Source organism: Limosilactobacillus avium (assembly GCF_947381485.1).
GTDB lineage: Bacteria > Bacillota > Bacilli > Lactobacillales > Lactobacillaceae > Limosilactobacillus > Limosilactobacillus avium.
Window position 1 is genome coordinate 80,316 of the sequence record NZ_CANCWN010000003.1, and the last position, 20,144, is coordinate 100,459.

Genomic DNA, 20,144 nt, shown 5'->3' on the forward strand with positions numbered 1-20,144 from the left:
TAAAATATTTATACGTATAAATCAAACAGATTTATTACGAATAGTCATAATAAATATTGCGTAGATTTCATAGATACTGTAATTCATCGGCAGATAATCAAATATTTATCATTATAAATTTAAGCATAAAAAGAAGCGACTGGGGTTTTTATTTTCCCAGTCGCTTATTCGAAAGGTTGTCTATTCTATTTTTCTAAACCAGTGGTAACATCGTCGGTTGATCAAGAACGTGCTGGTAACCTGCAGGAGCTTCAATACACTGGGGGATGACATCAACACTTGGTGCCGCACTCGTGACGTAACTTTCCTCTAGCGGGATCATGTTCTGGACCTCAACATCAATAGTTGGAATACCAGCAATGTGGATGTGACTATCAATTGCTGGTTCCTTAACAATATCGTTGCAAATCTTGTGGACATAAATCAGGCTAACCTTCTTCTCACCACCGACATAACCACTCATGGTGAAGCGGTGCCCCATCATTGTCCCCTTCTTGATCAATCCAAATGCCTTTGGATGAAGATCCTGAGGAGCGGTAAATACCTCGTGAGTAACCTTAACATCATCAAACTTGAGTCCTAACCGGTCGCCCATCTCATAAACAGCGGCAATGTAGTAAGCAGCAATGCCGGCCTTTAACTTATCCTGAGGGAACTTATCGGGATCTATCCCATAACCAAAGACCTTAACCCAGGAAGAAGTGTTATTCTGGTCGTCCTCACCAGATTGAACGGTGAGCTGGTCAACATGGTCAACCAAGTTACAAAGGTACAGTGGCAGGTGTGAAGCATAGAAGCCTGGTAATAAACCACTCGGCATGAAGGTAACGCCGTTCTTTACAGCGGCATCGTTAATCATCTTGTACAGGTCCGGTGTAGTAACTTGTGAGTAGTAAAGCGGAATGGTCGTGATACAGTTCTTCTTGGCATTCAGGACCTTAACCATATCCTCCGCGCTTGGTGTAAAGGCCCCCGTCTTTGGCTCGTGGCGAAGTGGTGTGTATACCAGGACCACGTCGGCATCCAGTTTCAGCGCTGCATCGATGTCGTCCGTGACCTTGACACCAATGTCCGGAAAGCCAAATAGCCCGGCAGCATCCTTACCAACCTTTTCCGGGTCATTATCAACCGCAGCGACCAACTTCACTGACTGGCGTTCACCAATCATTCGCACGGCCGCCCGACCGACATTTCCAAGTCCCCAAATAATAACACGATACTGTCTCATAGAAACTACTCCCTTTCTATGTGCATGGGTAACCACTGGTGCAGAGCTAATTTAAACCTTAGTTACTTAAAGAAGTCCGGATCTTTATACTCAGGGTTAGGGTAATGGTAGAACCCCTCCCCCGCTTCGACACCCGTATGACCGGCATCAATCATTGGCTTCAGTTTGTCGGCAATCTTCTTAAATAGTTCATTATTCGTTTGCTGGTACTGGTTCAGAACTACGGCATAGGTAGTCCGAAGACCCACAATATCCTGAATCATGAACGGACCAAGTGGGGACCCATTAGAAATTATCCAGTCCTTATCAATGGTGTGCGGGTCAGCAACCCCGTTTGCCCATAGTGCCATCCCCGCATTCAATAGTGGGACCAGTAAGGCATTCATGATGTAACCGTGCTGCTCCTTTTTCAGGACCACTGGTACCATCTTAATTGACCGGGCAAAGTTAGTCAGGTCTTCAATAACTGCTGGGTCGGTCTTCGGATTACCGACGATTTCAGCAACGTTATGCTTCCAAATATGGTTGGCAAAGTGTAAGTGGGCGAACTTGCTTGGCCGGTCAGTAAATCCAACCAGTTCACTCGGAATAAAGGTGGATGAATTACTGGTTAAAATCGTCTTCTCCGGGAGAAGCGGGCAAAGTTCCTCATAGAAGGCCTTTTTGATCTCGACCGACTCGGAAACGGATTCGATTACCAAGTCTGCATCAGCCACGGTCGCCTTTAAATCATTACTTATATCAACAATGTTATCCATTGCGGCTTGGTAATCAGCTGCGGACGCCTTCATTTCCTTCATGAACGGGTCCTTAATTGCGGCCAACCGCCGTTCTGCGCGGTCAATGTGTCGGTTCCAGATCTTGACCTGGTAGCCACACCGTGCCGCTTGAAAAGCAATTTGACTGCCGAGCACCCCTGCTCCAGCAACCACAACGTTTTTAATTTCCATAACAACGCCTCCTCATAATTCTCTGCACACTTTAATTTTATCATATTTTAGTAGCGCTTTCAGAAAATCGACTATAAAAAGGGTCCAGCAATGCCGAACCCTTTTATTCACTATCGAATTTATTTAGCTAATTTATTGCAGCTTTTCCAAGTCCTTGACAATACTCTTTTCCATGACATCCCCGTGGCGGGCAATGCTCAAGCTCTTGGCAATTTCCAAGTTCTCCTTGGCCTTTTCCTTATCACCAAGTTCAATATAAGCCCGGCCGACGTACATGTAGAGCTGGTCAAGCAGAAACAGCGATTCTCGTTCCCGGCAGAGCTTGATTCCCCGCTCGGCACAATCGATTGCCTTCTCAGGTTCACCCAGCCGCCAGTAGAGCTCGGCAATCTGGCAGTTAATTGAGGCCCACTGGTGAAGGCTCCCAATCAGTTTCTTGTTATCAATTAACTTCACTGACCGGTTAGTTAGCCGGACTGCCCGTTCACGATCGTTACGCTGGAGGTAGGCAAGTGCCATTCCCGCCGTCGTCATTGCCAGGTAGATGTTGGCACTGGTGGTGGCAAACTGGGTCAGAACTAACTCAAAGTTAAAGATGGCATCGTCGATATTGCCGTCCTTAATCTGCACCATTCCTAGAAGGTAGTAGTAGCGTTGCTTATCAAAGTCGCTATTTAAATCCTTAACCCGAATCTTATCAATTGACTTCTTCGCTTTATCAAATTCTTGGTCCGTTAAGGCATCAATAATCTGGTTGAAGGTATCGTTGATTCCACTGACTTCTTTTTCAATAATCCGATCCGGTTGGATATTCAGCCGCTCACAGATGGCGGTCAAGATATCCATTTTTGGCAAACGGTCCTGCTTTTCCATTAGACTAATCGTCGCTTGAGTGCAGATTCCTTCAGCCAATGCTGTTTGCGATAAACCTCTCTTGCGGCGAATCTGTTTTAGAACATCTCCACGGAGTTTCATTGGTTATCATCCTCAATTTATTACTAATAATTTGTTCCGTTATAAAATCCCTTTTATTCAGTTTCTTATTATAACACTTATTATGAAATTTTTCCTAAAATTGCCCATTAAATCTTTTAATTCACTTTTCACTGATAAACGTTTGTTAACATAAAAAAGGGGCTGCAAACCGGTTGCAACCCCACTTATCAATTAATATATTAATAGTTAAAATCCTTAGTGCTCTAAAGCTAAAGGGATTTATTTGTTATATTTCTTTTGACCAACGTGTTCCTGTCCAAGCTCACGAAAATCATACTTAATTTGACTATTCCGTTTGAATTCATCCAAGCCAAGTTGAATCAGGCGATCAATCAAATCAGAATAAGTGATTCCCGAGACCTCCCACATTTGCGGATAAAGACTGATATTCGTGAACCCTGGCAAGGTGTTTGGCTCACTCAGGTATGGAACATTGTTGGAATCAACTAAGAAGTCGATCCGGGCCAGGCCCTTCATGTCCAGCACCTTGTACGCCTTCAGTGCCATGTCAGTAATTTCATCAGTTAAGTGCTGTGGCAACTTGACTGGTAATTCAAACACTACCCCACTAGCATCAACAAACTTATTCTCGTAGTCGTAGAACGGATCGCCCTTTGGTACACGGACCGCACCCAGCTTGGAAGCAATGGGGTGCTCATTGCCCAAGATGGAGATTTCAACTTCTTGTGGGTGGTCAACTCCCTGTTCGGCCAGGACCTTAAAATCGTATTTAAAGGCATCCTTGAGTGCCGCTGCGTATTCCTCAGCGTTAGTAACCCGGTGGATTCCTACTGAAGAGCCCTGCTTGGCTGGCTTAATAAAAATCAGGTCACCCAGGTCTTCTTCCAGGCGGTCCCAAGGATAATCAGCCTGGTTTTCCGGCGTCAGCAGGACGTACGGCGTATTACGAATGCCCGCTTCGTTCAGCATCTTCTTGGTAAGGTCCTTATCAAAGGAAAGGGCACTCGCCGCAATGTTTGAACCGACGTAAGGCTTGTTGAGGAGCTTAAACAGGCCTTGAACTGTCCCGTCCTCGCCCAGGTTACCGTGAATGACTGGGTAGAAGAAGTCAATCCCGGATAGCTCATTTAGGGCCATGATTGGTGCCAGGGGCTTAGTCAGGTCCATCTTTTGATAAGCATCCTTGACGACCTCATCCTCTGGTTCCCCGTCAAAGATCCGCTGCGAATCTTCATTGTTTAACAGGATTCCGTCCTTAGTGAACATAAACAAACTAACGTCGTACTTTTCCTTATCCATTGCGTCATAAATGTTGTGCGCCGAGCGCTTGGAGACATCATGCTCAGATGAATTCCCACCAAACAGCAATGCAACACGCAGCTTCTTACTCATTAGAAATACCACCTTTTCTTTTATTTAAACCGAATTCCTAGAACTTTAAGAATATCATATATATAAATGTTTATCAACACGAAAAAAGGTGCCACGCAGGCACCCTTTTTATTTACTACTTAACAGCAATGATCCAGTTCTTCTGTTCGTCATCACTGGACAGGTCTTCTGGACTGTCTGCCAACTTATCGTTAACCTTCACGATTTTCCCGGTAACCGGACTTTCTAGGTCGGTAACGGCCTTCTCTGCCTCAACGGAGAGGAACTTACCGCCTTCAGTCAGCTCGGTTCCCACTTCGGGAAGGTCGATGAAGCTTACTTCACCGAGATCGTCGCGGCCCTGGTCATTCAGACCAACCCGGGTCGTTCCGTCGGCGGCTTGCTTTGTCCAAAAGTAGTTATTCTTTGTTGCCATATCTGCACCTCATTATCTAAATTCACGATTATTACTAAACATGTATGAATGGTGATGATAACGCATCGACATTATCATCCCAATCCCAATCAGGTTTCCAATCAAAGAAGAACCCCCGGCACTGATAAACGGTAATGGAATACCGGTCAACGGTAAGAGACCAATATTCATCCCGATATTTTCAAAGACGTGGAAGAGGATCATCATGATGACCCCGGTCGAGATGTACGCGTAAAATTCGTTCCGCGTATCAAAGGTTACCCGGATCATCAGGTAAATTAGCAGGAGGTAAATCAGGATCAACAGGGCACTGCCCACGAAGCCAAAGTTTTCCCCGATTACCGAAAAGATCATATCGGACTCCCGGACGGGGACGTAAACCTTAGAATTATTAAACCCGGTCCCCGTAATTCCACCGGAACCAACGGCCTTAATACTCTGCCAGAGCTGGTAACCCTGGTTGGTCGTATCCTGTTCCGGATGTAGCCAGGTGTCAACCCGGTCGAATTGGTAGGCCTGAAAGCCAATGTGCTCCAGGATGGTCCGCCCAATGGAACTCGTCACCATCGCCAGTGCGGCCCCCCCGACAACAATCAAGGCGCCAGCTGCGGGTGCCAGGATTCGCCAGGTTACCCCGGAAACCAAGACCATCCCACAGAAGATGGCAAAGAAGACCAGGGCCGTCCCAAAGTCATTTTGGAAGTGCAGGGAAATCAAGACTGGCAAAAGCCACAAAAACATTGTCCCGATTAAACGCCAGTCACTTCGCACCGTGTGAACCGGATAGCGGTTATTATGGGTCGTAATGACCCGCCCCATCATTAAGATATACGCGGGTTTCATTATTTCCGACGGCTGGAACGTAAACGGCCCGATTGCAAACCAACTCTTTGCCCCGGTATTAACATAGTACGACCGACTATAGAATACCAGGATGGCAAACATCAGAAAGATGCTGGCCCAGTAAACAATCGGGGCAATCTTCCATAACTGCTCCGCATCGAACTGCATGATCACAACCACCAGGATAATTCCTACAGCGTACCATACCAACTGGGTAATTACCTGACGGGCAACACTGACGGATTGACGGTCATGGCTTGCCGCAACGTAAATTGACGCTAAACCAATTAACGCCAGCAGCAAAACACAGAAAATGATTCCCCAATCAATCCGACTCTCTTCATCATTTTGCGAATGTTGCATTACCTAACTCCTTTATGCCATATTTTGACAAGAAGAATTGGCCACCACAAGCGGCTTAGCGTTGGTGCAAGTGGTATTGCTGCAAGACAATTTCCAGTCCTTCTTCTTGCGAGCGAGCGTTAAACTCACTTTGATCCGCCGTCAGCAAGGCCTTAAAGCGGTCATTATCGGTAATTACTTCCCCGATAAGGCGGCCTCCAATAAAGATCTGTTGGACAGGTTGATGCCGACGCTCAATATCCTTAACACTTACTTCAATTTTTTTATCCTTTTTTGACACGTTTTCACCCTTAAATTATTTTGTTGACGTTGAAAAGTAAAATGCTGGGGCACCGGATCATAGCCGCCCCTTACAAAGGGATGGCAGCGCAGAATCCGGGCAATTCCCAGCAGTGCGCCCTTGATACCAAATCGTTGCAGGGCCTGGATCATATACTCTGAACACGTGGGGTAGTAACGGCAAACCCGGTAAGGACGCCGGGCAGAAATTCCCCGCTGGTACCCCCGTATCAAGCGACACAAAAAGTGCACCATCTCTTATTACTTCTTATCAGCCTTTTGCATCCGTTCTAGCATCTCACCAGCACCCTTGGCCACGTTATCCAATGGGTCTTGGGAGACAACTACGGGAACCTTTAGGCGGGAACTGAAGAGCTGGTCAATCCCGTTCAGCAGGGAGGTTCCCCCGGTCAGCATAATTCCCCGATCAATGATGTCGCTAGCCAACTCCGGTGGAATTGTTTCCAGGACGTTGACGGTAGCAGTGACGATTTGTTCCAGGGTATCATGGAGGGCCTCTTCAATTTCGTTTTGGTTAACGGTGACCTGCTTTGGCATTCCGCTGGCCACGTCCCGACCACGAACATCCATTTCCTTCGGTTCGTCCACCTTGAGGGCGGTCCCAATTTCCATCTTGATGTTTTCGGCGGTGTGTTCACCGATTACCAGGCCGTGCTTATCCTTGATGTAGGCGGCGATGTCGTTATTCATCTTGTCCCCAGCCATCCGAATAGATTGGCTAGCAACAATATCGCCGAGCGACAGGATGGCGATGTCACTGGTACCACCACCCATGTCGATTACCATGCTCCCGCGGGGCTTGAAGATATCCAGGCCGGCACCAATGGCAGCAACTTTAGGTTCGTATTCTAGGTAAACCTTGCCTCCACCGGACTGTTCGGCGGCTTGAATAATTGCCTTCCGTTCAATTTCCGTGATGTTGGTTGGGGCACAGATCATGATGTTCGGCTTAGACATGAAGCCCTTAACGCTCAACTTACCGATGAAGTAGGAAAGCATTTCCTGGGTAACATCGAAGTCTGAAATGACCCCGTTCTTCAGTGGCCGAATTGCCCGAATGTTGCTTGGGGTCCGACCTACCATCCGGTAAGCTTCAGAACCCACTGCCAAAACTTTGTTGGTTTGGGTATCGATTGCCACAACAGAAGGTTCATTCAGGACAATCCCCTTGCCCTGCACATAGATAAGGACGTTGGCAGTCCCTAAATCGATTCCGATATCTTTTGCCATTCAACTTATCTCCTTTTCGCTTGATGCGGATTTCCTGCTAATCAAAGCGCTTATTTTTAAGTTAATATCGTTCGTATTATACCACATATCAGGTGGTTACTCCTCGTTACTTCCCCGATTTGCCCCGGGTTGTTCATGGGAGGTCAGTTTAAACTGGTCTTCAATGTCACGCCGGTCAATCTGGGCCCCCAGCTTCTGCAACTTCTGGTAGAAATGAAGGTATCCCCGGTCGAGGCAGTCCGGACGCCGCACCTGGGTAATTCCCTTGGCAACCAAACCAGCCAGGACCAGTGCCGCGCCCGCACGAAGGTCGGTGGCTGCCACTTCGGCCCCGCTAAAATGACTCGGACCGAGCAAAGTGGCCACCGCACCGTTGATTTGGAAGTGGGCGTTCATCCGCCTCAGTTCTTCCAGGTGCATGAAACGCTTCTCAAAGACGTGCTCTTCCATCGTACTGGTCCCGTTGGCCAGGAGCTGGAGGACGGTCATCTGCGGTTGCAAGTCGGTCGGAAAGCCCGGGTATGGCATCGTTTTGACCGCCGCCGGTAGCAGTACGGACGTCCCGAGAACCCGGATGCCGTTCGCCTGCTTAATCACGGTCACGCCCATCTCTTCTAGCTTAGCAATGAGTGAGGCACTGTACTCCGGAACCGCGCCGTTGACAATCACGTCACCGTTAGTAATGGCCGCAGCAATCATGAAGGTCCCGGCTTCAATCCGGTCCGGCATTACCGTGTATTCCGCGCCGTGGAGGAAGTAGACCCCCTGGATACGGATAACCTTGCTTCCGGCCCCGTGGACCCGGGCACCCATCTTATTGAGGAGGTTTGCCAGTTCCACGACCTCGGGCTCACAGGCGGCGTTTTCAATCGTCGTGATCCCCTCAGCCATGGTTGCGGCCATCATAATGTTTTCCGTTGCCCCCACGCTGGGAAAATCAAGGGGAATCCGGGTGCCGACTAGGTGGTTACAGGAGGCCTCAATGAAGCCCGCATCCTGCTTAATCGCTGCCCCCAGCATCTCCATTCCCTTCAGGTGGAGGTCAATTGGCCGGGCCCCGATTGAACAGCCCCCTGGCAGGGCGATTCGGACGTAGCCGGTCCGCGCCAGCAGGGGCCCCATTACTAACAGGGAGGCCCGCATCTTGCCCACATAGTCGTAGGTCGCCTCGGAGGACAGGGGGAAGCTGCCGTTAATGACTAGCTGGCGCTCCTTTTCCCCGTACGCCGTCTTAAGGTTTAAGAACTGTAGGAGCCGGTCCATGACCCGCACATCAGTTACTGGTGGAACATTATTTAAAATAACCGTCCCCTGGACGGCAAGGATTGCCGCCGCCTGCATTGGCAAGATTGCGTTTTTGGATCCTTCTACCGCAACCTTGCCCTTTAAGGGGTGACCACCCTTGATAATTATCTTTTCCATAACAATCCTCCCCCAGCACTAACGAACTAAGTATGTAAGGTTACCAATGGCTGTGATGATTCCGAGGAAGAAATTAGCACAGAGGTAACCAATGGCTGTTGCCGTTAAAACAATCATCAACGGCAGAGTGCGTGGCGGGCGTTTGAAGAGGCGCTCAATATGAAATCCCTGGATTGCCGTAAAGGCCAACCAGATGAAGAGAAATTGAACGATAATTTCAAATAGTGCGTGTATTCCCGTTACTTGCATTCCATAACCTCCTAACAGCCATTTTGTATCATATCATAACATTTCTAATAATGAACCGTTAACAAAAAAGTTTAACCATTAATTAAAAGGTCCGCCCCTTTAAACGACAAATGGCCGCCCATATCTCCATAGATATGGGCGACCATTGATGAGCAAGAAGGGAACCACTTAATCGTGCCCCTCCTTGGACAAATTATTGTAATTTTTTGCTGTACTTTGATGCTTTCAAACGGTTAATTGCCCGCTTAAGGTGAACTTCAGCCCGGGCCAAGTCGTCTTTGTTATGACTCTTCTTGGCTGCTTCAATCGCCTTTTCGGACCGTTCCTTCGCATGTTGAGCACGTTCAACGTCAATCCGTTCTGGCAGTTCGGCACTGTCAGCCGCAATTAAAGCTTCGTGGCCATCAAATTGCATGATTCCACCGTTAACTGCGGCAACTTCATCCTCACCGTCGTCATGCTTGACGCGAACAACACTGATCTTTAGAGAAGCAATCAAAGGCACGTGATTGGCCATAACCCCCATTTGTCCACCAGCGGTGTTCATGACGATCATGGTTGCCTCGTCATTATCATAGACAGTGCCATCAGGAGTAATAATGGTGACCTTAAATTTACTATCAGCCATAAATTATCCCTCCTAATCTTCTGCGTTTTCTTGGTCAGTCTCAGCCTTCATTTTCTTTGCTTTTTCTACAGCATCGTCGATTGTCCCAACCAGCCGGAATGCTTCTTCTGGAAGGTCATCGTACTTACCTTCAAGGATACCCTTGAAGCCTTTGATGGTGTCCTTCAGTGGAACGTATTTACCTGGCGTACCAGTAAATTGTTCGGCAACACTGAAACTTTGGGAAAGGAAGTTTTGAATCCGCCGTGCACGAGCAACAATCGTCTTTTCTTCATCGGACAATTCATCCATCCCTAAAATAGAAATGATATCTTGTAATTCGTGGTACCGTTGAAGAACGTGTTGAACTTGAGTAGCGACTTCGTAGTGTTCCTTACCAACAATTTCAGGCGTCAATGCAGTTGAAGTTGATTCCAGTGGGTCCACGGCTGGGTAAATACCAATCTGGGTCAGACGACGTTCAAGGTTGGTCGTCGCATCCAGGTGGGCGAAAGTCGTGGCTGGAGCAGGGTCGGTGTAGTCATCGGCAGGAACATAAACGGCTTGAATAGACGTAATGGAACCCTTCTTGGTAGAAGTGATCCGTTCCTGCAACTGACCCATTTCAGTAGCCAGCGTTGGCTGATAACCAACGGCTGATGGAATCCGCCCTAACAGGGCAGAAACTTCTGAACCGGCCTGGGTAAACCGGAAAATGTTATCGATGAACAAAAGCACGTCTTGACCCTTAACATCACGGAAGTATTCCGCGATGGTCAGACCAGTTAAGGCAACCCGCATCCGGGCACCAGGTGGTTCGTTCATCTGACCATAGACCATGGCAGTCTTTTCAAGAACCCCGGAGGCCTTCATTTCGTAGTACATATCGTTACCTTCACGGGTACGTTCACCAACACCTGTGAAGACAGAAATACCATTGTGACCTTGGGCGATATTGTGAATCAATTCCTGAATCAAAACGGTCTTACCAACACCGGCACCACCGAACAGACCAATCTTACCACCACGAACATATGGAGCCAGCAGGTCAATAACCTTAATACCAGTTTCCAAAATTTCCGTGTTGTTGTTTAATTCGTCGTACTTTGGTGCATCACGGTGAATTGGCATCCGCTTTGCGTCAGGGCCAAATTTCGGTCCGTTATCAACAGGTTCACCTAAGACGTTAAATACTCGTCCCAGAGTATCGTCACCAACTGGCACACTAATTGATGCACCAGTGTTTTCAACTTCCATTCCCCGTTGAAGACCATCGGTTCCGTCCATGGCAATCGTCCGGACAACCCCGTCACCCAATTCAAGGGCAACTTCAGTCGTTAAAGTCTTGTCATCACTTTCCTTGATCTTCAAAGCATCGTTAATTTCAGGAAGTTTACCGTCTAAGGGGAATTCAACATCGACAACTGGTCCGATAACTTGTACAACTTTACCAGAACTCATGTTGTTTCCTCCTACGTTAGAAATTATTCTTGTGCTGTCATCCCACCGGTAATTTCAGTGATTTCCGTGGTGATAGCAGCCTGCCGTGCACGGTTATACTGCAATTCCAATGTTGAAATGATGTCATCAGCATTGTCAGTTGCTGACCGCATGGCATTCGCACTTGAGGAGTGTTCGGATGTCTTGGCATCCAGAATAGCTCCATATAATAAGCTTTCTGCATATTGGGCAACCAATGCAGAAACAATCACCGTATCCAATGGCTCGAATTCATACTCAGCTGAAACGTGGGCTGCAGTTACATCACTATTTTCAAGTGGTGTCTTGTCATTGTCCTTTTCAGGCATGTTGCCCTCGTCGTCAAGTAATGAGTGTTCCGTAATTGGCAGGATATCATGGGCAATGACGTGGGAAGTAATCCGGTTAACGTAGTGGCTAAATACCAAATACATTTCGTCGAATACCTGGTCATTGTACATTTGAACCGCCGTCCGAACAATCGGGAGAACCTCACGGAACAAAGGAACATCGCTAACACCAGAATACTGGTAAATAATGTTCATGTCCTGCTTCTTCAAGAATTCGGTCCCCGTCTTACCAACCGTCAGGAAAACAGTGTTGTCTTTATTAAGATTGTGCTCCTTCATCAGGGCCATCGTTTGCTTGAGGATGTTACTGTTGTAACTTCCCACCAGGCCCCGATCTGATGTAATTACGAGTATTCCAGTCTTCTTTACTGGACGCTTTTTAAATAGTGCAGCGTAAACATCATCCTGTGAAGCAGCAGATGTTGCACTGTGAGATTTAACCAGATCAGCCAACATTTGCTTAACCTTCTCAGCATAGACCTCGTAGGTTTGAGTGTGGTGTTGAATTTGATTCAGTTTAGCAGTTGAAACCATCTGCATGGCAGAGGTAATCTGCCGCGTACTCTTCGTTGATTCAATTTTATGTTTAACTGCAGCAAGTGAAGCTGGCACTAAATCTCACCGTCCTTTCGACTAGTATTATTCATTACTTTTGTGTAGCTTTCTTCTTGTCATCACTAGTTTGGAATGACTTTGTGAAGTCCGCAACGGCATTGTGCAGGCCATCGCCTTCTGGCAACTTACCTGACTTTTGAATACTGTCGTAAAGGTCTTGGTGATTTGCGTGCATGTAAGCAGCTAATTCACTCTCGTAACGTTGAACATCATCCAACGGAATCTTATCAATGAATCCCTTTGACAGGGCATACAGGGTGACAACCTGTTGAGAAACAGTTTGTGGTTCATGCAGCCCCTGCTTCAGGACTTCCATCGTCCGTTGACCACGAGACAACTTAGCTTGGGTTGCTTCATCCAAATCAGAACCGAACTGGGCAAATGATGCCAATTCGTTGTAGGATGCGATATCCAAACGTAAGGTCCCGGCAACCTTCTTCATAGCCTTAACCTGGGCGTCACCACCAACCCGGGAAACAGAAGTCCCGGCATCAATGGCTGGACGTTGGCCGGCGTAGAATTCATCAGAATCCAAGAAGATCTGACCGTCAGTAATGGAAATAACGTTAGTTGGAATATATGCGGAAACGTCCCCGGCCTGGGTTTGAATGATTGGCAAAGCGGTCATTGAACCACCGCCAAGGTCATCAGACAACCGGGCAGCCCGTTCCAGTAACCGTGAGTGAGTGTAGAAAATATCACCTGGGTAAGCTTCACGGCCTGGTGGACGACGCAGAATCAATGAAAGTTCACGGTAAGCATCGGCCTGCTTTGAAAGGTCATCATAAACAATCAAAACATCCTTGCCACCGAACATGAACTCTTCACCCATTGCGGCACCGGCATATGGTGCGATGTACAGCATTGGTGCTGGGTTAGAAGCACTAGCTGAAACAACGATGGTGTAGTCTAAGGCACCGTAACGACGAAGGGTTTCAACGTTCGCCTTAACGGTTGATTCCTTTTGACCAATGGCAACGTAAATACAAATTACGTTTTGGTCCTTCTGGTTAATGATCGTGTCAAGGGCGATAGCGGTCTTACCAGTCTTCCGGTCACCAATGATCAACTCACGCTGACCACGACCAATTGGAACTAAGGCATCAATCACCTTAATACCAGTTTGAAGAGGCACACTAACACTCTTCCGCTCCATAACCCCAGGAGCCTTCCGTTCAATTGGACGCGTCTTGGTCGTCTTGATCTCACCAAGGCCATCCAGTGGACGACCTAATGGGTCAACAACCCGTCCTAATAATTCATCACCGACGGGTACTTCCATGATTCGACCCGTCCGTTTAACGGTGTCACCTTCACGGATACCACTAAAGTCACCTAAAATAACGATACCGACATCGTTACTTTCGAGGTTTTGGGCCATCCCGTAAACACCGTTGCTAAATTCGAGCAACTCACCAGCCATGGCATTTCCCAAGCCATCGGCACGAGCAACACCATCACCAACGTAGGTTACCGTCCCGGTTTCTTCGATAGAAACTTGGTTTTGGTAGTTGGCAAGTTGCTTCTTGATGAGTGAACTGATTTCCTCAGTTTTAATGCTCATAAAGGTCTCACCTCTTTAACAAAAGATCTATTTTATCTAACTAGTAAACGACGAATTTGCTTAATCTTTGAGCTGAGGCTACCATCAAGCGTCTTATGGTCAGCATGAACAATAACCCCACCTAAAATTTCAGGATCTACACTTTCGTTTAATACAACCTCGTTAGCGCCAAAACGCTGGGCCAGGTTGGCTGAAAGTTGGTCCCGTTGTTGTTTATCGAGTTGGATCGCTGTAACAACGTCAGCATGCATCCGCTTATTCTTAGCGTCATACCGCCGTTCAAACTCATCAATAATCGCGACCATACAATCCATGCGGCCGTAATCAAAAAGCATTTGAATCAGATTCTTAACATACTGGGAAGCACCCTGTTGCAAGTCACTGACCAACGCTTTTTTATCATCGAGGGACATTTGAACCCCTGCCAAAGCAGACTCCAGTCCTTCGTTGTCCTCAAAGACTTGGCGTAACGCAATTAGTTCTTGATAAGTTTGATCGACTTCGTTGTCTGCATCGACCAATTCAAACAGTGCCCGTGCATAACGGCGAGCAACCGTCTTCTTATCAAGACTCATGATCTACCAACCCTTCGATGTAGGAGTCGATCAATTCCTTTTGATCGTCTGCCTTTAATTCTTTTTGGATGAGCTTGGAAGCAATCTCAATAGATAAGTTTGCAACGTCATCCTTAGCACCGTTCAAGGCGTCACGACGTGCTTGTTCAGCATCTTGTTGTGCCTGTTGCTTAAGTGCTTGAGCATCATTTTGTGCTGCTTCAACAATTTGTGCTCGTTGTGTTTCGGCTGACTTCTTGGCATTGTTAACAATGTCAGCAGCTTCTTGACGTGAATTTTGCAGTTCAGCTTGACGCTTAGCAGCCATCTTTTCGGCATTTTCACGGGACTTAGCAGCATTGTCAATGTCACTGGCAATCTTATCTGCCCGTTTCTTCATCATGTTAGTAACCGGGCCCCAAGCAAAGTGCTTGACCAGCAACATCAGGATAATGAAGGTGACAATGTAGAAAATCAAGTCGCCAACGTATAAACTGTTCGATTCAGCTAACACATTGTTCACAAACATCTATTGACACCTCCTTGTCTAAAAATAAAAGTGATTACAATAATTACTTGTTCATAACAAGGAAGCCGATAACAATAGCAATAATAGGCATGGCTTCAATCAAACCAACACCAATGAACATCGTTGCTTGTAAACGACCTTGTAATTCTGGTTGACGTGCAATACTGTCAACAGTGTGTCCAATTAAGATACCATCACCGATACCACCACCGATAGCAGCACCCATAGCTGCGATACCTGCAGCAATTGCTCCTAATGCCATTTTAAAATTCCTCCTTAGAGATTATTATTCGGAAACCTTCCGAGAAATATAAACCGTCGTTAATGTTACAAAGACATATGCCTGAATTGAACCAATAAAGATTGAGAATCCTTGCCATGCAAGCTCCAGCAGCAATCCTGGAATAATTGTCAAGACGCCATGAGAGAATGCCATGTTAGCAATTAAACTCATCAACAGTTCACCGGCAAAAATGTTACCAAAGATACGGAGACCCAGCGTTAAGAAGTTAGCGAAGTCTTCAATGATGTTAATAGGCAGCATCAGGGTAAATGGCTTCGTGTAGTTCTTCAGGTAACCAACAAGGCCATTATGAGCGACTCCCGCAAAGTGTGCGAGTGCCATTACCATCAGTGAGAATGTTAACGTAACAACGGGGTCTGCCGTAGGACTTCTAAGCACTTCGGCACCATTCCAATGGAATTGGAACAGCAACCCGAATTGGTTGGCGAAGAAGATGAAGACAAACAGAACGAAGGCAAAGAAACTATAGTGTCCCCGCTCTGACGCTGGCATCTGGCTCCGCACAATCCCATTCGTGAAGTCAATCAGCCACTCAAGAACGTTTTGAGCACCCTTTGGCTTCATTTGAATCTTTCGTGACATCCCGTAAAGAGTGAAGAACACGATTGCGTAGATAATCAGTCCAGAGACTATGTTCGTTGTATTGAACGTCAGTCCGAAAAGCTTAAAAGTTAAAGCATCACCGCCCATTCATATTCCACCTCTTTCCTTATAACAATAATTTGGCTGTAAATTGGAAAACGTCGCAAAGAAAAACGAATTAGCCCAAGTTACGTTAGTAATATTATCATCATTCAGGGCAAATATCAAAAAACATTAGACAAATGAAACAATTTCCAACAACTGTTTTTTCCCGTCATTAAGCGCTTTCGTGATTTTAATTGAGACAATTGAGATTAGTTTATTATTAATACTAACTGAATTTTAATTCTTTTCTTTATCAGCATTTAATTCTTTTTATCCGGACAAGTCTCTTGAAAGAAAAATGGCGAAGGGTTACCCTTCGCCATTCATATTTTGAATTTGCTTTATTAAAATTAGGAATCTTGCTTATCGGCGATTTTATTTCGCCGCCTCGTCATTATCCAGGCCGTCGTGGGAACCGTCAGCAGAACACCGACAAATGAAATGAGGATTTCAATCATCTCCGCCACGAAGATTTTATTATTCATGATTGTTCCCAACGAGTAGTTGAGGCCGGCAAACCAGATGAAGAGGGCCAAAAAGCCACCGAAGAAGCCAAAGAACAGGGTGTTAAACGTTGTTCCGATGATCTGGCGGCCAATTGTCATCCCACTGACCATTAGCTGGCGGTTGCCAACTTCCGGATGGGTCTGGAGGATTTCGGTTAAGCCCGCCGCGATCGCCATCGCCGCTTCCGCAATCGCCCCCAGCGTACTCAGAGTGGTTACCGTTACCGTGACTTTGAAGTAGCTGATCCCAATTAGAATCGACATCCCCTCCAGGTCATCGCTGTCTTCGGTCCCGAAGCCTTGGACCATCGCCCAGTGCTCGACCACGAAGATAAGGACAATCAAAATCGCGGTAACGATTAGCGCGGCATAGAAGGCGGTGATCGTTGTCCGCAGGTCGTCCTCCCCCATAAAGATGGTAATGGCCAGGATGATAATTCCCGTTGTGATCGTCACAAAGAGCGGCGGCACGTGAAAGGCAATCAAAACAATTGCAAAATACAGGAAGCCAAAATTCAGAATCAAGCTTAGAAAAGCCGTCCATCCCTGCTTGCCGCCGACCGCGACCATCAGGATCAAGAGGACAATGCCCAATGCAGTAATGGTTGTCATTTTTTCTGCCTCCCCAGTAATAACGCACCGAACCCACTAACGAGCGGTACGGCCAGGACAATGCCAATCCCGCTGACCAAGCTCTGGACCGTCCCCAAACTCATATTCATGGCAAAGGTGTAGCCCCAGGAGTTGCCGTTCTTAATATAAAGGAGGCTGGACGTAAAGGTCTCCGCCATAAAGATCAAGAACAGGACGTTAATCAATGGCCCCATGATGGACTTACCAACGTTGCGCCCTGACATGAAGAGTGCCCCCCGGCCAATCTGCGGGTTCAGCTGCTTAAGTTCAAACAGGGTCGCAATAATATCACTCGACTCGTCCATCACCGCACCAAGGGAGCCCAACAGGGTTTCCGCAACAAACAGCGGTCGCGGGACCTGAGTCACGTACTGCATTGATTCATAGTAAATTCCCCGTTCGTGGGTCCAGGAAAAGACAAGGAGGCTTAACCCCAGGGCGAGGAAGGTCCCCAGAAGCGTCGCCGCTACGGTTGCCAACATTTTCTTGGTGGGGCCCAGAATCAGTAAGAGGCTGACGACGGTAAAAATAACCGCCAGGGTACCAAAGATCAACAGGACATGTTGACCATTGTTCTTGAGGTCAATTTCGATTGCAATAATAAAGAGCAGGGAGTTAACGACAACACTAGCCAGGGCCAGCGAACCAGCCCGCCCCATCATCATTATCAGCATCAGGCAGACCAGCCAGCACAAGAAGACGACCACAGTGTCGCGCTTGTAACCCGCCACGTTAGCGCTCAGTTTGTGGTGCCCCTTCCGTAACTGGGTCAAGAAAATCTGGTCACCGACATGGTAGCGCTGGTCCATCGGCTGGGAATCACTATAGGTGTTGCTAACTTGCAGCCGCTGCCCCCGGTAACGCGTATTCATCAAACGGACAGTCAGTGTCTGGTTATGCTCATGATCAACGTTTTTAAACTGGTCGCTTGTCCGCTGGACTGTCCCCGCCTTGACCGCCTCCACCTGGGCAATTGGCCGCCGGTAGAATCGCTGATTGTGACTCGTAAAAAGGAGGGCAACCGCACCAATCACCAGCAAGATGATAAACAAGGGTAGTCGTCTGCTTATCCAACCGTGACTCACAATTTTTCATCCCTTCACAATAAACTAGTTGTCATTGTACCCCTCAAACGAAACAAAAAAAGCCACCGTCAAAAAACTTTACGTTTTTGTAACGGTTGGCTTTTCTTTTAATTATTGCTAATTACTTCGTACCGAAGAGCCGGTCACCGGCATCACCAAGGCCGGGCACAATGTAACCATCTTCGTTCAGGTGGTCATCAAGGGCCGCAGCGTAAAGGTCAACGTCTGGGTAAGCTTCCCGGACAGCCTTAACACCTTCAGGAGCAGCGACCAAGCAGGCAAACTTCATGTTCTTTTCTTGGCAGCCACGCTTCTTCAAGGCCTCAATTGCCATCATTGCAGAACCCCCAGTGGCAAGCATTGGGTCAACAATGAACAATTGCCGTTCGGTGATATCATTTGGCAGCTTTACAAAGTATTCATGAGGCTTCAGGGTTTCTTCGTCACGGTACATACCAATAAAGCCAATCTTGGCAGCTGGGATCAAGTCGGTCATCCCATCAACCATCCCGAGACCAGCCCGCAGGATTGGGATAATGGCAACTTTCTTACCGGCCAATTCCTTCTTAGTGGTCTTAGCAATTGGTGTTTCAACTTCCACGTCCTTCAGTGGCATATCCCGTGCCACTTCATAGGCCATCAGGGTTGAAATTTCCTTAACCGTTTCCCGGAAAAACTTCGTCCCAACATTCTTGTCCCGAATCATTGTCAACTTGTGTTGGATCAGCGGGTGATCCATAACTTCAAATTTACCCATGCCAAATACACTCCTTTGAATTTCTCCCCTATTTTACCAAAAAAAAGGAGAAGTTGTTAGCTTCTCACCTTATTTTTTAAAACTTTGCTCATTATTTTACTTGCTGGGGGTCGAAATGAACACCACCAGCGGATTTGTTCAGTCGGTTCATGTAGGCTCCCCCGAGGTCGTGGGCCGGGAACGCCTGGGTGACGATGGCCTTTACGTTTGGTTGGTCATCGAATTCCCGCAAGCCATCAAAGAGGCGGGCACTCGCGTCAGTAACGTTTTTGCCAAGGGAGAACTGGACGGCATTCATCGGCAGGTTCAAGCCCTTTAGAACGTCTTCCGTGGCCATGAAGCCAACGTCAAATGGTTGCTCACTCACCCACTTGGCAACGGTGGCCCAGTCGGTCCCGTCATCAACAATGTAGACCTGGGCGCTCGGGGCGTAGTGCTTGTACTTCATCCCCGGGGCCTTCGGTATCTCATTCTTGCCAACCTTATGGTGGTTCAGGTCAATTGATCCGATGACGCTCTCAATGTCCTTCTTGGTAACGGCACCTGGCCGGAGAATGACCGGGGTATCCGTTGACATGTCCAGGACCGTTGATTCAACCCCAACCCGGGTCGGTCCATTATCCAGGATCCCGGTAATCTTACCGTTCAGGTCGTGGTAAACGTGTTGCGCAGTGGTAGGACTCGGCTTCCCCGAGGTGTTGGCGGAAGGACCCACCATCGGGACGCCGGCCTTGCCAATCAGGTCCAGCGTTGGCTGGCAGTCTGGAAAACGGAAGGCAACTGTATCTAAGCCCCCGGTGACCGTCTTCGAGAGGGCCCCCTTCTTGATCTTCAGGATAATTGTCAGCGAGCCCGGCCAGAAGGCCTTCATCAGCTTCCGGGCGTTATCCGGAATCTCGGCCGCGTACTTTTCGACCATGGCCACCGAGTTAACGTGGACAATCAACGGGTTATCGCTTGGTCGGCCCTTAGCCAGGTAAACGTTCTTGACTGCGGCTTCATTGGTAGCATCGGCCCCTAAACCGTAGACGGTCTCGGTTGGAAAGGCGACCAGTTCACCACGTTTCAGGGCGGCCGCCGCTTCGTCAATCTGGTTTAATTGATAAATTTTCGTGTTCATTCTTA

At 47.6% G+C, this 20,144-nt stretch carries 23 protein-coding genes; all 23 read right to left on the reverse strand.

The features are described 5' to 3' along the window. Nucleotides 1-193: 193 nt before the first annotated feature. Complete coding sequence (locus QOS01_RS02050; RefSeq protein WP_283620882.1) at nucleotides 194-1,228, reverse strand: hypothetical protein; 1,035 nt, start codon at nucleotides 1,226-1,228, stop codon at nucleotides 194-196. A 62-nt stretch (nucleotides 1,229-1,290) separates the two neighbouring features. After that, entirely contained in the window at nucleotides 1,291-2,178 is an 888-nt protein-coding gene (locus QOS01_RS02055) for a 3-hydroxyacyl-CoA dehydrogenase (protein ID WP_283620883.1), read from the reverse strand. A gap of 132 nt (nucleotides 2,179-2,310) precedes the next feature. After that, the gene (locus tag QOS01_RS02060; protein WP_283620884.1) at nucleotides 2,311-3,153 is read right to left on the reverse strand and encodes a helix-turn-helix domain-containing protein; all 843 of its coding nucleotides are present in this window, start codon (nucleotides 3,151-3,153) and stop codon (nucleotides 2,311-2,313) included. Between the two features lie 240 nt (nucleotides 3,154-3,393). Further along, nucleotides 3,394-4,527: a D-alanine--D-alanine ligase family protein gene (locus QOS01_RS02065; RefSeq protein ID WP_283620885.1), complete on the reverse strand. Its 1,134-nt coding sequence runs from the start codon at nucleotides 4,525-4,527 to the stop codon at nucleotides 3,394-3,396. Nucleotides 4,528-4,642: 115 nt separating this feature from the next. Then, nucleotides 4,643-4,942, reverse strand: coding sequence for a glycine cleavage system protein H (locus QOS01_RS02070; protein ID WP_283620886.1), 300 nt, complete (start codon nucleotides 4,940-4,942; stop codon nucleotides 4,643-4,645). Nucleotides 4,943-4,954: 12 nt separating this feature from the next. Further along, nucleotides 4,955-6,148, reverse strand: a complete 1,194-nt coding sequence (locus tag QOS01_RS02075) for an FtsW/RodA/SpoVE family cell cycle protein (protein ID WP_283620887.1) — start codon at nucleotides 6,146-6,148, stop codon at nucleotides 4,955-4,957. A gap of 55 nt (nucleotides 6,149-6,203) precedes the next feature. Next, complete coding sequence (locus QOS01_RS02080; protein WP_283620888.1) at nucleotides 6,204-6,428, reverse strand: DUF2969 domain-containing protein; 225 nt, start codon at nucleotides 6,426-6,428, stop codon at nucleotides 6,204-6,206. Then, a complete protein-coding gene (gene yidD / locus QOS01_RS02085; protein WP_283620889.1) occupies nucleotides 6,398-6,682 on the reverse strand; it encodes a membrane protein insertion efficiency factor YidD in 285 nt (94 codons plus the stop codon). The genes QOS01_RS02080 and yidD overlap by 31 nt, the downstream gene beginning before the upstream one ends. A 6-nt stretch (nucleotides 6,683-6,688) precedes the next feature. After that, nucleotides 6,689-7,678 (reverse strand): rod shape-determining protein, encoded by a 990-nt coding sequence (gene mreB / locus QOS01_RS02090; RefSeq protein ID WP_283620890.1) that lies wholly within the window; start codon nucleotides 7,676-7,678, stop codon nucleotides 6,689-6,691. A gap of 96 nt (nucleotides 7,679-7,774) precedes the next feature. Continuing rightward, nucleotides 7,775-9,100 carry a UDP-N-acetylglucosamine 1-carboxyvinyltransferase gene (gene murA, locus QOS01_RS02095; RefSeq protein WP_283620891.1) on the reverse strand — a complete coding sequence of 442 codons (1,326 nt, stop codon included), beginning with the start codon at nucleotides 9,098-9,100 and terminating at the stop codon, nucleotides 7,775-7,777. Between the two features lie 18 nt (nucleotides 9,101-9,118). Continuing rightward, nucleotides 9,119-9,349 (reverse strand): DUF1146 family protein, encoded by a 231-nt coding sequence (locus tag QOS01_RS02100; protein WP_047768012.1) that lies wholly within the window; start codon nucleotides 9,347-9,349, stop codon nucleotides 9,119-9,121. A gap of 193 nt (nucleotides 9,350-9,542) precedes the next feature. Then, nucleotides 9,543-9,977, reverse strand: a complete 435-nt coding sequence (locus QOS01_RS02105) for a F0F1 ATP synthase subunit epsilon (protein ID WP_283620892.1) — start codon at nucleotides 9,975-9,977, stop codon at nucleotides 9,543-9,545. Nucleotides 9,978-9,989: 12 nt separating this feature from the next. After that, the gene (atpD, locus tag QOS01_RS02110) at nucleotides 9,990-11,417 is read right to left on the reverse strand and encodes a F0F1 ATP synthase subunit beta (protein WP_047768008.1); all 1,428 of its coding nucleotides are present in this window, start codon (nucleotides 11,415-11,417) and stop codon (nucleotides 9,990-9,992) included. Nucleotides 11,418-11,440: 23 nt separating this feature from the next. Beyond that, the gene (locus tag QOS01_RS02115) at nucleotides 11,441-12,397 is read right to left on the reverse strand and encodes a F0F1 ATP synthase subunit gamma (RefSeq protein WP_283620893.1); all 957 of its coding nucleotides are present in this window, start codon (nucleotides 12,395-12,397) and stop codon (nucleotides 11,441-11,443) included. A gap of 34 nt (nucleotides 12,398-12,431) precedes the next feature. Next, the gene (gene atpA, locus QOS01_RS02120) at nucleotides 12,432-13,964 is read right to left on the reverse strand and encodes a F0F1 ATP synthase subunit alpha (protein ID WP_283620894.1); all 1,533 of its coding nucleotides are present in this window, start codon (nucleotides 13,962-13,964) and stop codon (nucleotides 12,432-12,434) included. Between the two features lie 32 nt (nucleotides 13,965-13,996). Further along, nucleotides 13,997-14,539: an ATP synthase F1 subunit delta gene (atpH, locus tag QOS01_RS02125; RefSeq protein ID WP_283620895.1), complete on the reverse strand. Its 543-nt coding sequence runs from the start codon at nucleotides 14,537-14,539 to the stop codon at nucleotides 13,997-13,999. After that, entirely contained in the window at nucleotides 14,529-15,047 is a 519-nt protein-coding gene (gene atpF, locus QOS01_RS02130; protein WP_283620896.1) for a F0F1 ATP synthase subunit B, read from the reverse strand. Before atpF ends, atpH begins: the two co-directional genes overlap by 11 nt. 43 nt (nucleotides 15,048-15,090) lie before the next feature. Continuing rightward, on the reverse strand, nucleotides 15,091-15,309 hold the full coding sequence (gene atpE / locus QOS01_RS02135; protein ID WP_047767997.1) for a F0F1 ATP synthase subunit C: 219 nt from the start codon (nucleotides 15,307-15,309) through the stop codon (nucleotides 15,091-15,093). 24 nt (nucleotides 15,310-15,333) lie between these two features. After that, a complete protein-coding gene (atpB, locus tag QOS01_RS02140; protein ID WP_283620897.1) occupies nucleotides 15,334-16,041 on the reverse strand; it encodes a F0F1 ATP synthase subunit A in 708 nt (235 codons plus the stop codon). Nucleotides 16,042-16,388: 347 nt separating this feature from the next. Next, nucleotides 16,389-17,156 carry a YibE/F family protein gene (locus QOS01_RS02145; protein WP_283620898.1) on the reverse strand — a complete coding sequence of 256 codons (768 nt, stop codon included), beginning with the start codon at nucleotides 17,154-17,156 and terminating at the stop codon, nucleotides 16,389-16,391. After that, nucleotides 17,153-18,262, reverse strand: coding sequence for a YibE/F family protein (locus QOS01_RS02150; RefSeq protein WP_283620899.1), 1,110 nt, complete (start codon nucleotides 18,260-18,262; stop codon nucleotides 17,153-17,155). The genes QOS01_RS02145 and QOS01_RS02150 overlap by 4 nt, the downstream gene beginning before the upstream one ends. Before the next feature lie 121 nt (nucleotides 18,263-18,383). Next, nucleotides 18,384-19,019, reverse strand: coding sequence for a uracil phosphoribosyltransferase (gene upp, locus QOS01_RS02155; protein ID WP_047767987.1), 636 nt, complete (start codon nucleotides 19,017-19,019; stop codon nucleotides 18,384-18,386). Between the two features lie 91 nt (nucleotides 19,020-19,110). Beyond that, a complete protein-coding gene (locus QOS01_RS02160) occupies nucleotides 19,111-20,139 on the reverse strand; it encodes an L-threonylcarbamoyladenylate synthase (protein ID WP_283620900.1) in 1,029 nt (342 codons plus the stop codon). Nucleotides 20,140-20,144: the final 5 nt, after the last annotated feature.

Coding starts and splice junctions, on each gene's coding strand:
- QOS01_RS02160 (WP_283620900.1), bottom strand. CDS start 20,139: ATGAACACGAAAATTTATCAATTAAACCAGATTGACGAAGCGGCGGCC.
- QOS01_RS02070 (WP_283620886.1), bottom strand. CDS start 4,942: ATGGCAACAAAGAATAACTACTTTTGGACAAAGCAAGCCGCCGACGGA.
- atpH (WP_283620895.1), bottom strand. CDS start 14,539: ATGAGTCTTGATAAGAAGACGGTTGCTCGCCGTTATGCACGGGCACTG.
- atpB (WP_283620897.1), bottom strand. CDS start 16,041: ATGGGCGGTGATGCTTTAACTTTTAAGCTTTTCGGACTGACGTTCAAT.
- atpD (WP_047768008.1), bottom strand. CDS start 11,417: ATGAGTTCTGGTAAAGTTGTACAAGTTATCGGACCAGTTGTCGATGTT.
- atpA (WP_283620894.1), bottom strand. CDS start 13,964: ATGAGCATTAAAACTGAGGAAATCAGTTCACTCATCAAGAAGCAACTT.
- QOS01_RS02105 (WP_283620892.1), bottom strand. CDS start 9,977: ATGGCTGATAGTAAATTTAAGGTCACCATTATTACTCCTGATGGCACT.
- murA (WP_283620891.1), bottom strand. CDS start 9,100: ATGGAAAAGATAATTATCAAGGGTGGTCACCCCTTAAAGGGCAAGGTT.
- QOS01_RS02050 (WP_283620882.1), bottom strand. CDS start 1,228: ATGAGACAGTATCGTGTTATTATTTGGGGACTTGGAAATGTCGGTCGG.
- QOS01_RS02100 (WP_047768012.1), bottom strand. CDS start 9,349: ATGCAAGTAACGGGAATACACGCACTATTTGAAATTATCGTTCAATTT.
- QOS01_RS02065 (WP_283620885.1), bottom strand. CDS start 4,527: ATGAGTAAGAAGCTGCGTGTTGCATTGCTGTTTGGTGGGAATTCATCT.
- yidD (WP_283620889.1), bottom strand. CDS start 6,682: ATGGTGCACTTTTTGTGTCGCTTGATACGGGGGTACCAGCGGGGAATT.
- QOS01_RS02075 (WP_283620887.1), bottom strand. CDS start 6,148: ATGCAACATTCGCAAAATGATGAAGAGAGTCGGATTGATTGGGGAATC.
- atpF (WP_283620896.1), bottom strand. CDS start 15,047: ATGTTTGTGAACAATGTGTTAGCTGAATCGAACAGTTTATACGTTGGC.
- atpE (WP_047767997.1), bottom strand. CDS start 15,309: ATGGCATTAGGAGCAATTGCTGCAGGTATCGCAGCTATGGGTGCTGCT.
- QOS01_RS02145 (WP_283620898.1), bottom strand. CDS start 17,156: ATGACAACCATTACTGCATTGGGCATTGTCCTCTTGATCCTGATGGTC.
- upp (WP_047767987.1), bottom strand. CDS start 19,019: ATGGGTAAATTTGAAGTTATGGATCACCCGCTGATCCAACACAAGTTG.
- QOS01_RS02060 (WP_283620884.1), bottom strand. CDS start 3,153: ATGAAACTCCGTGGAGATGTTCTAAAACAGATTCGCCGCAAGAGAGGT.
- mreB (WP_283620890.1), bottom strand. CDS start 7,678: ATGGCAAAAGATATCGGAATCGATTTAGGGACTGCCAACGTCCTTATC.
- QOS01_RS02055 (WP_283620883.1), bottom strand. CDS start 2,178: ATGGAAATTAAAAACGTTGTGGTTGCTGGAGCAGGGGTGCTCGGCAGT.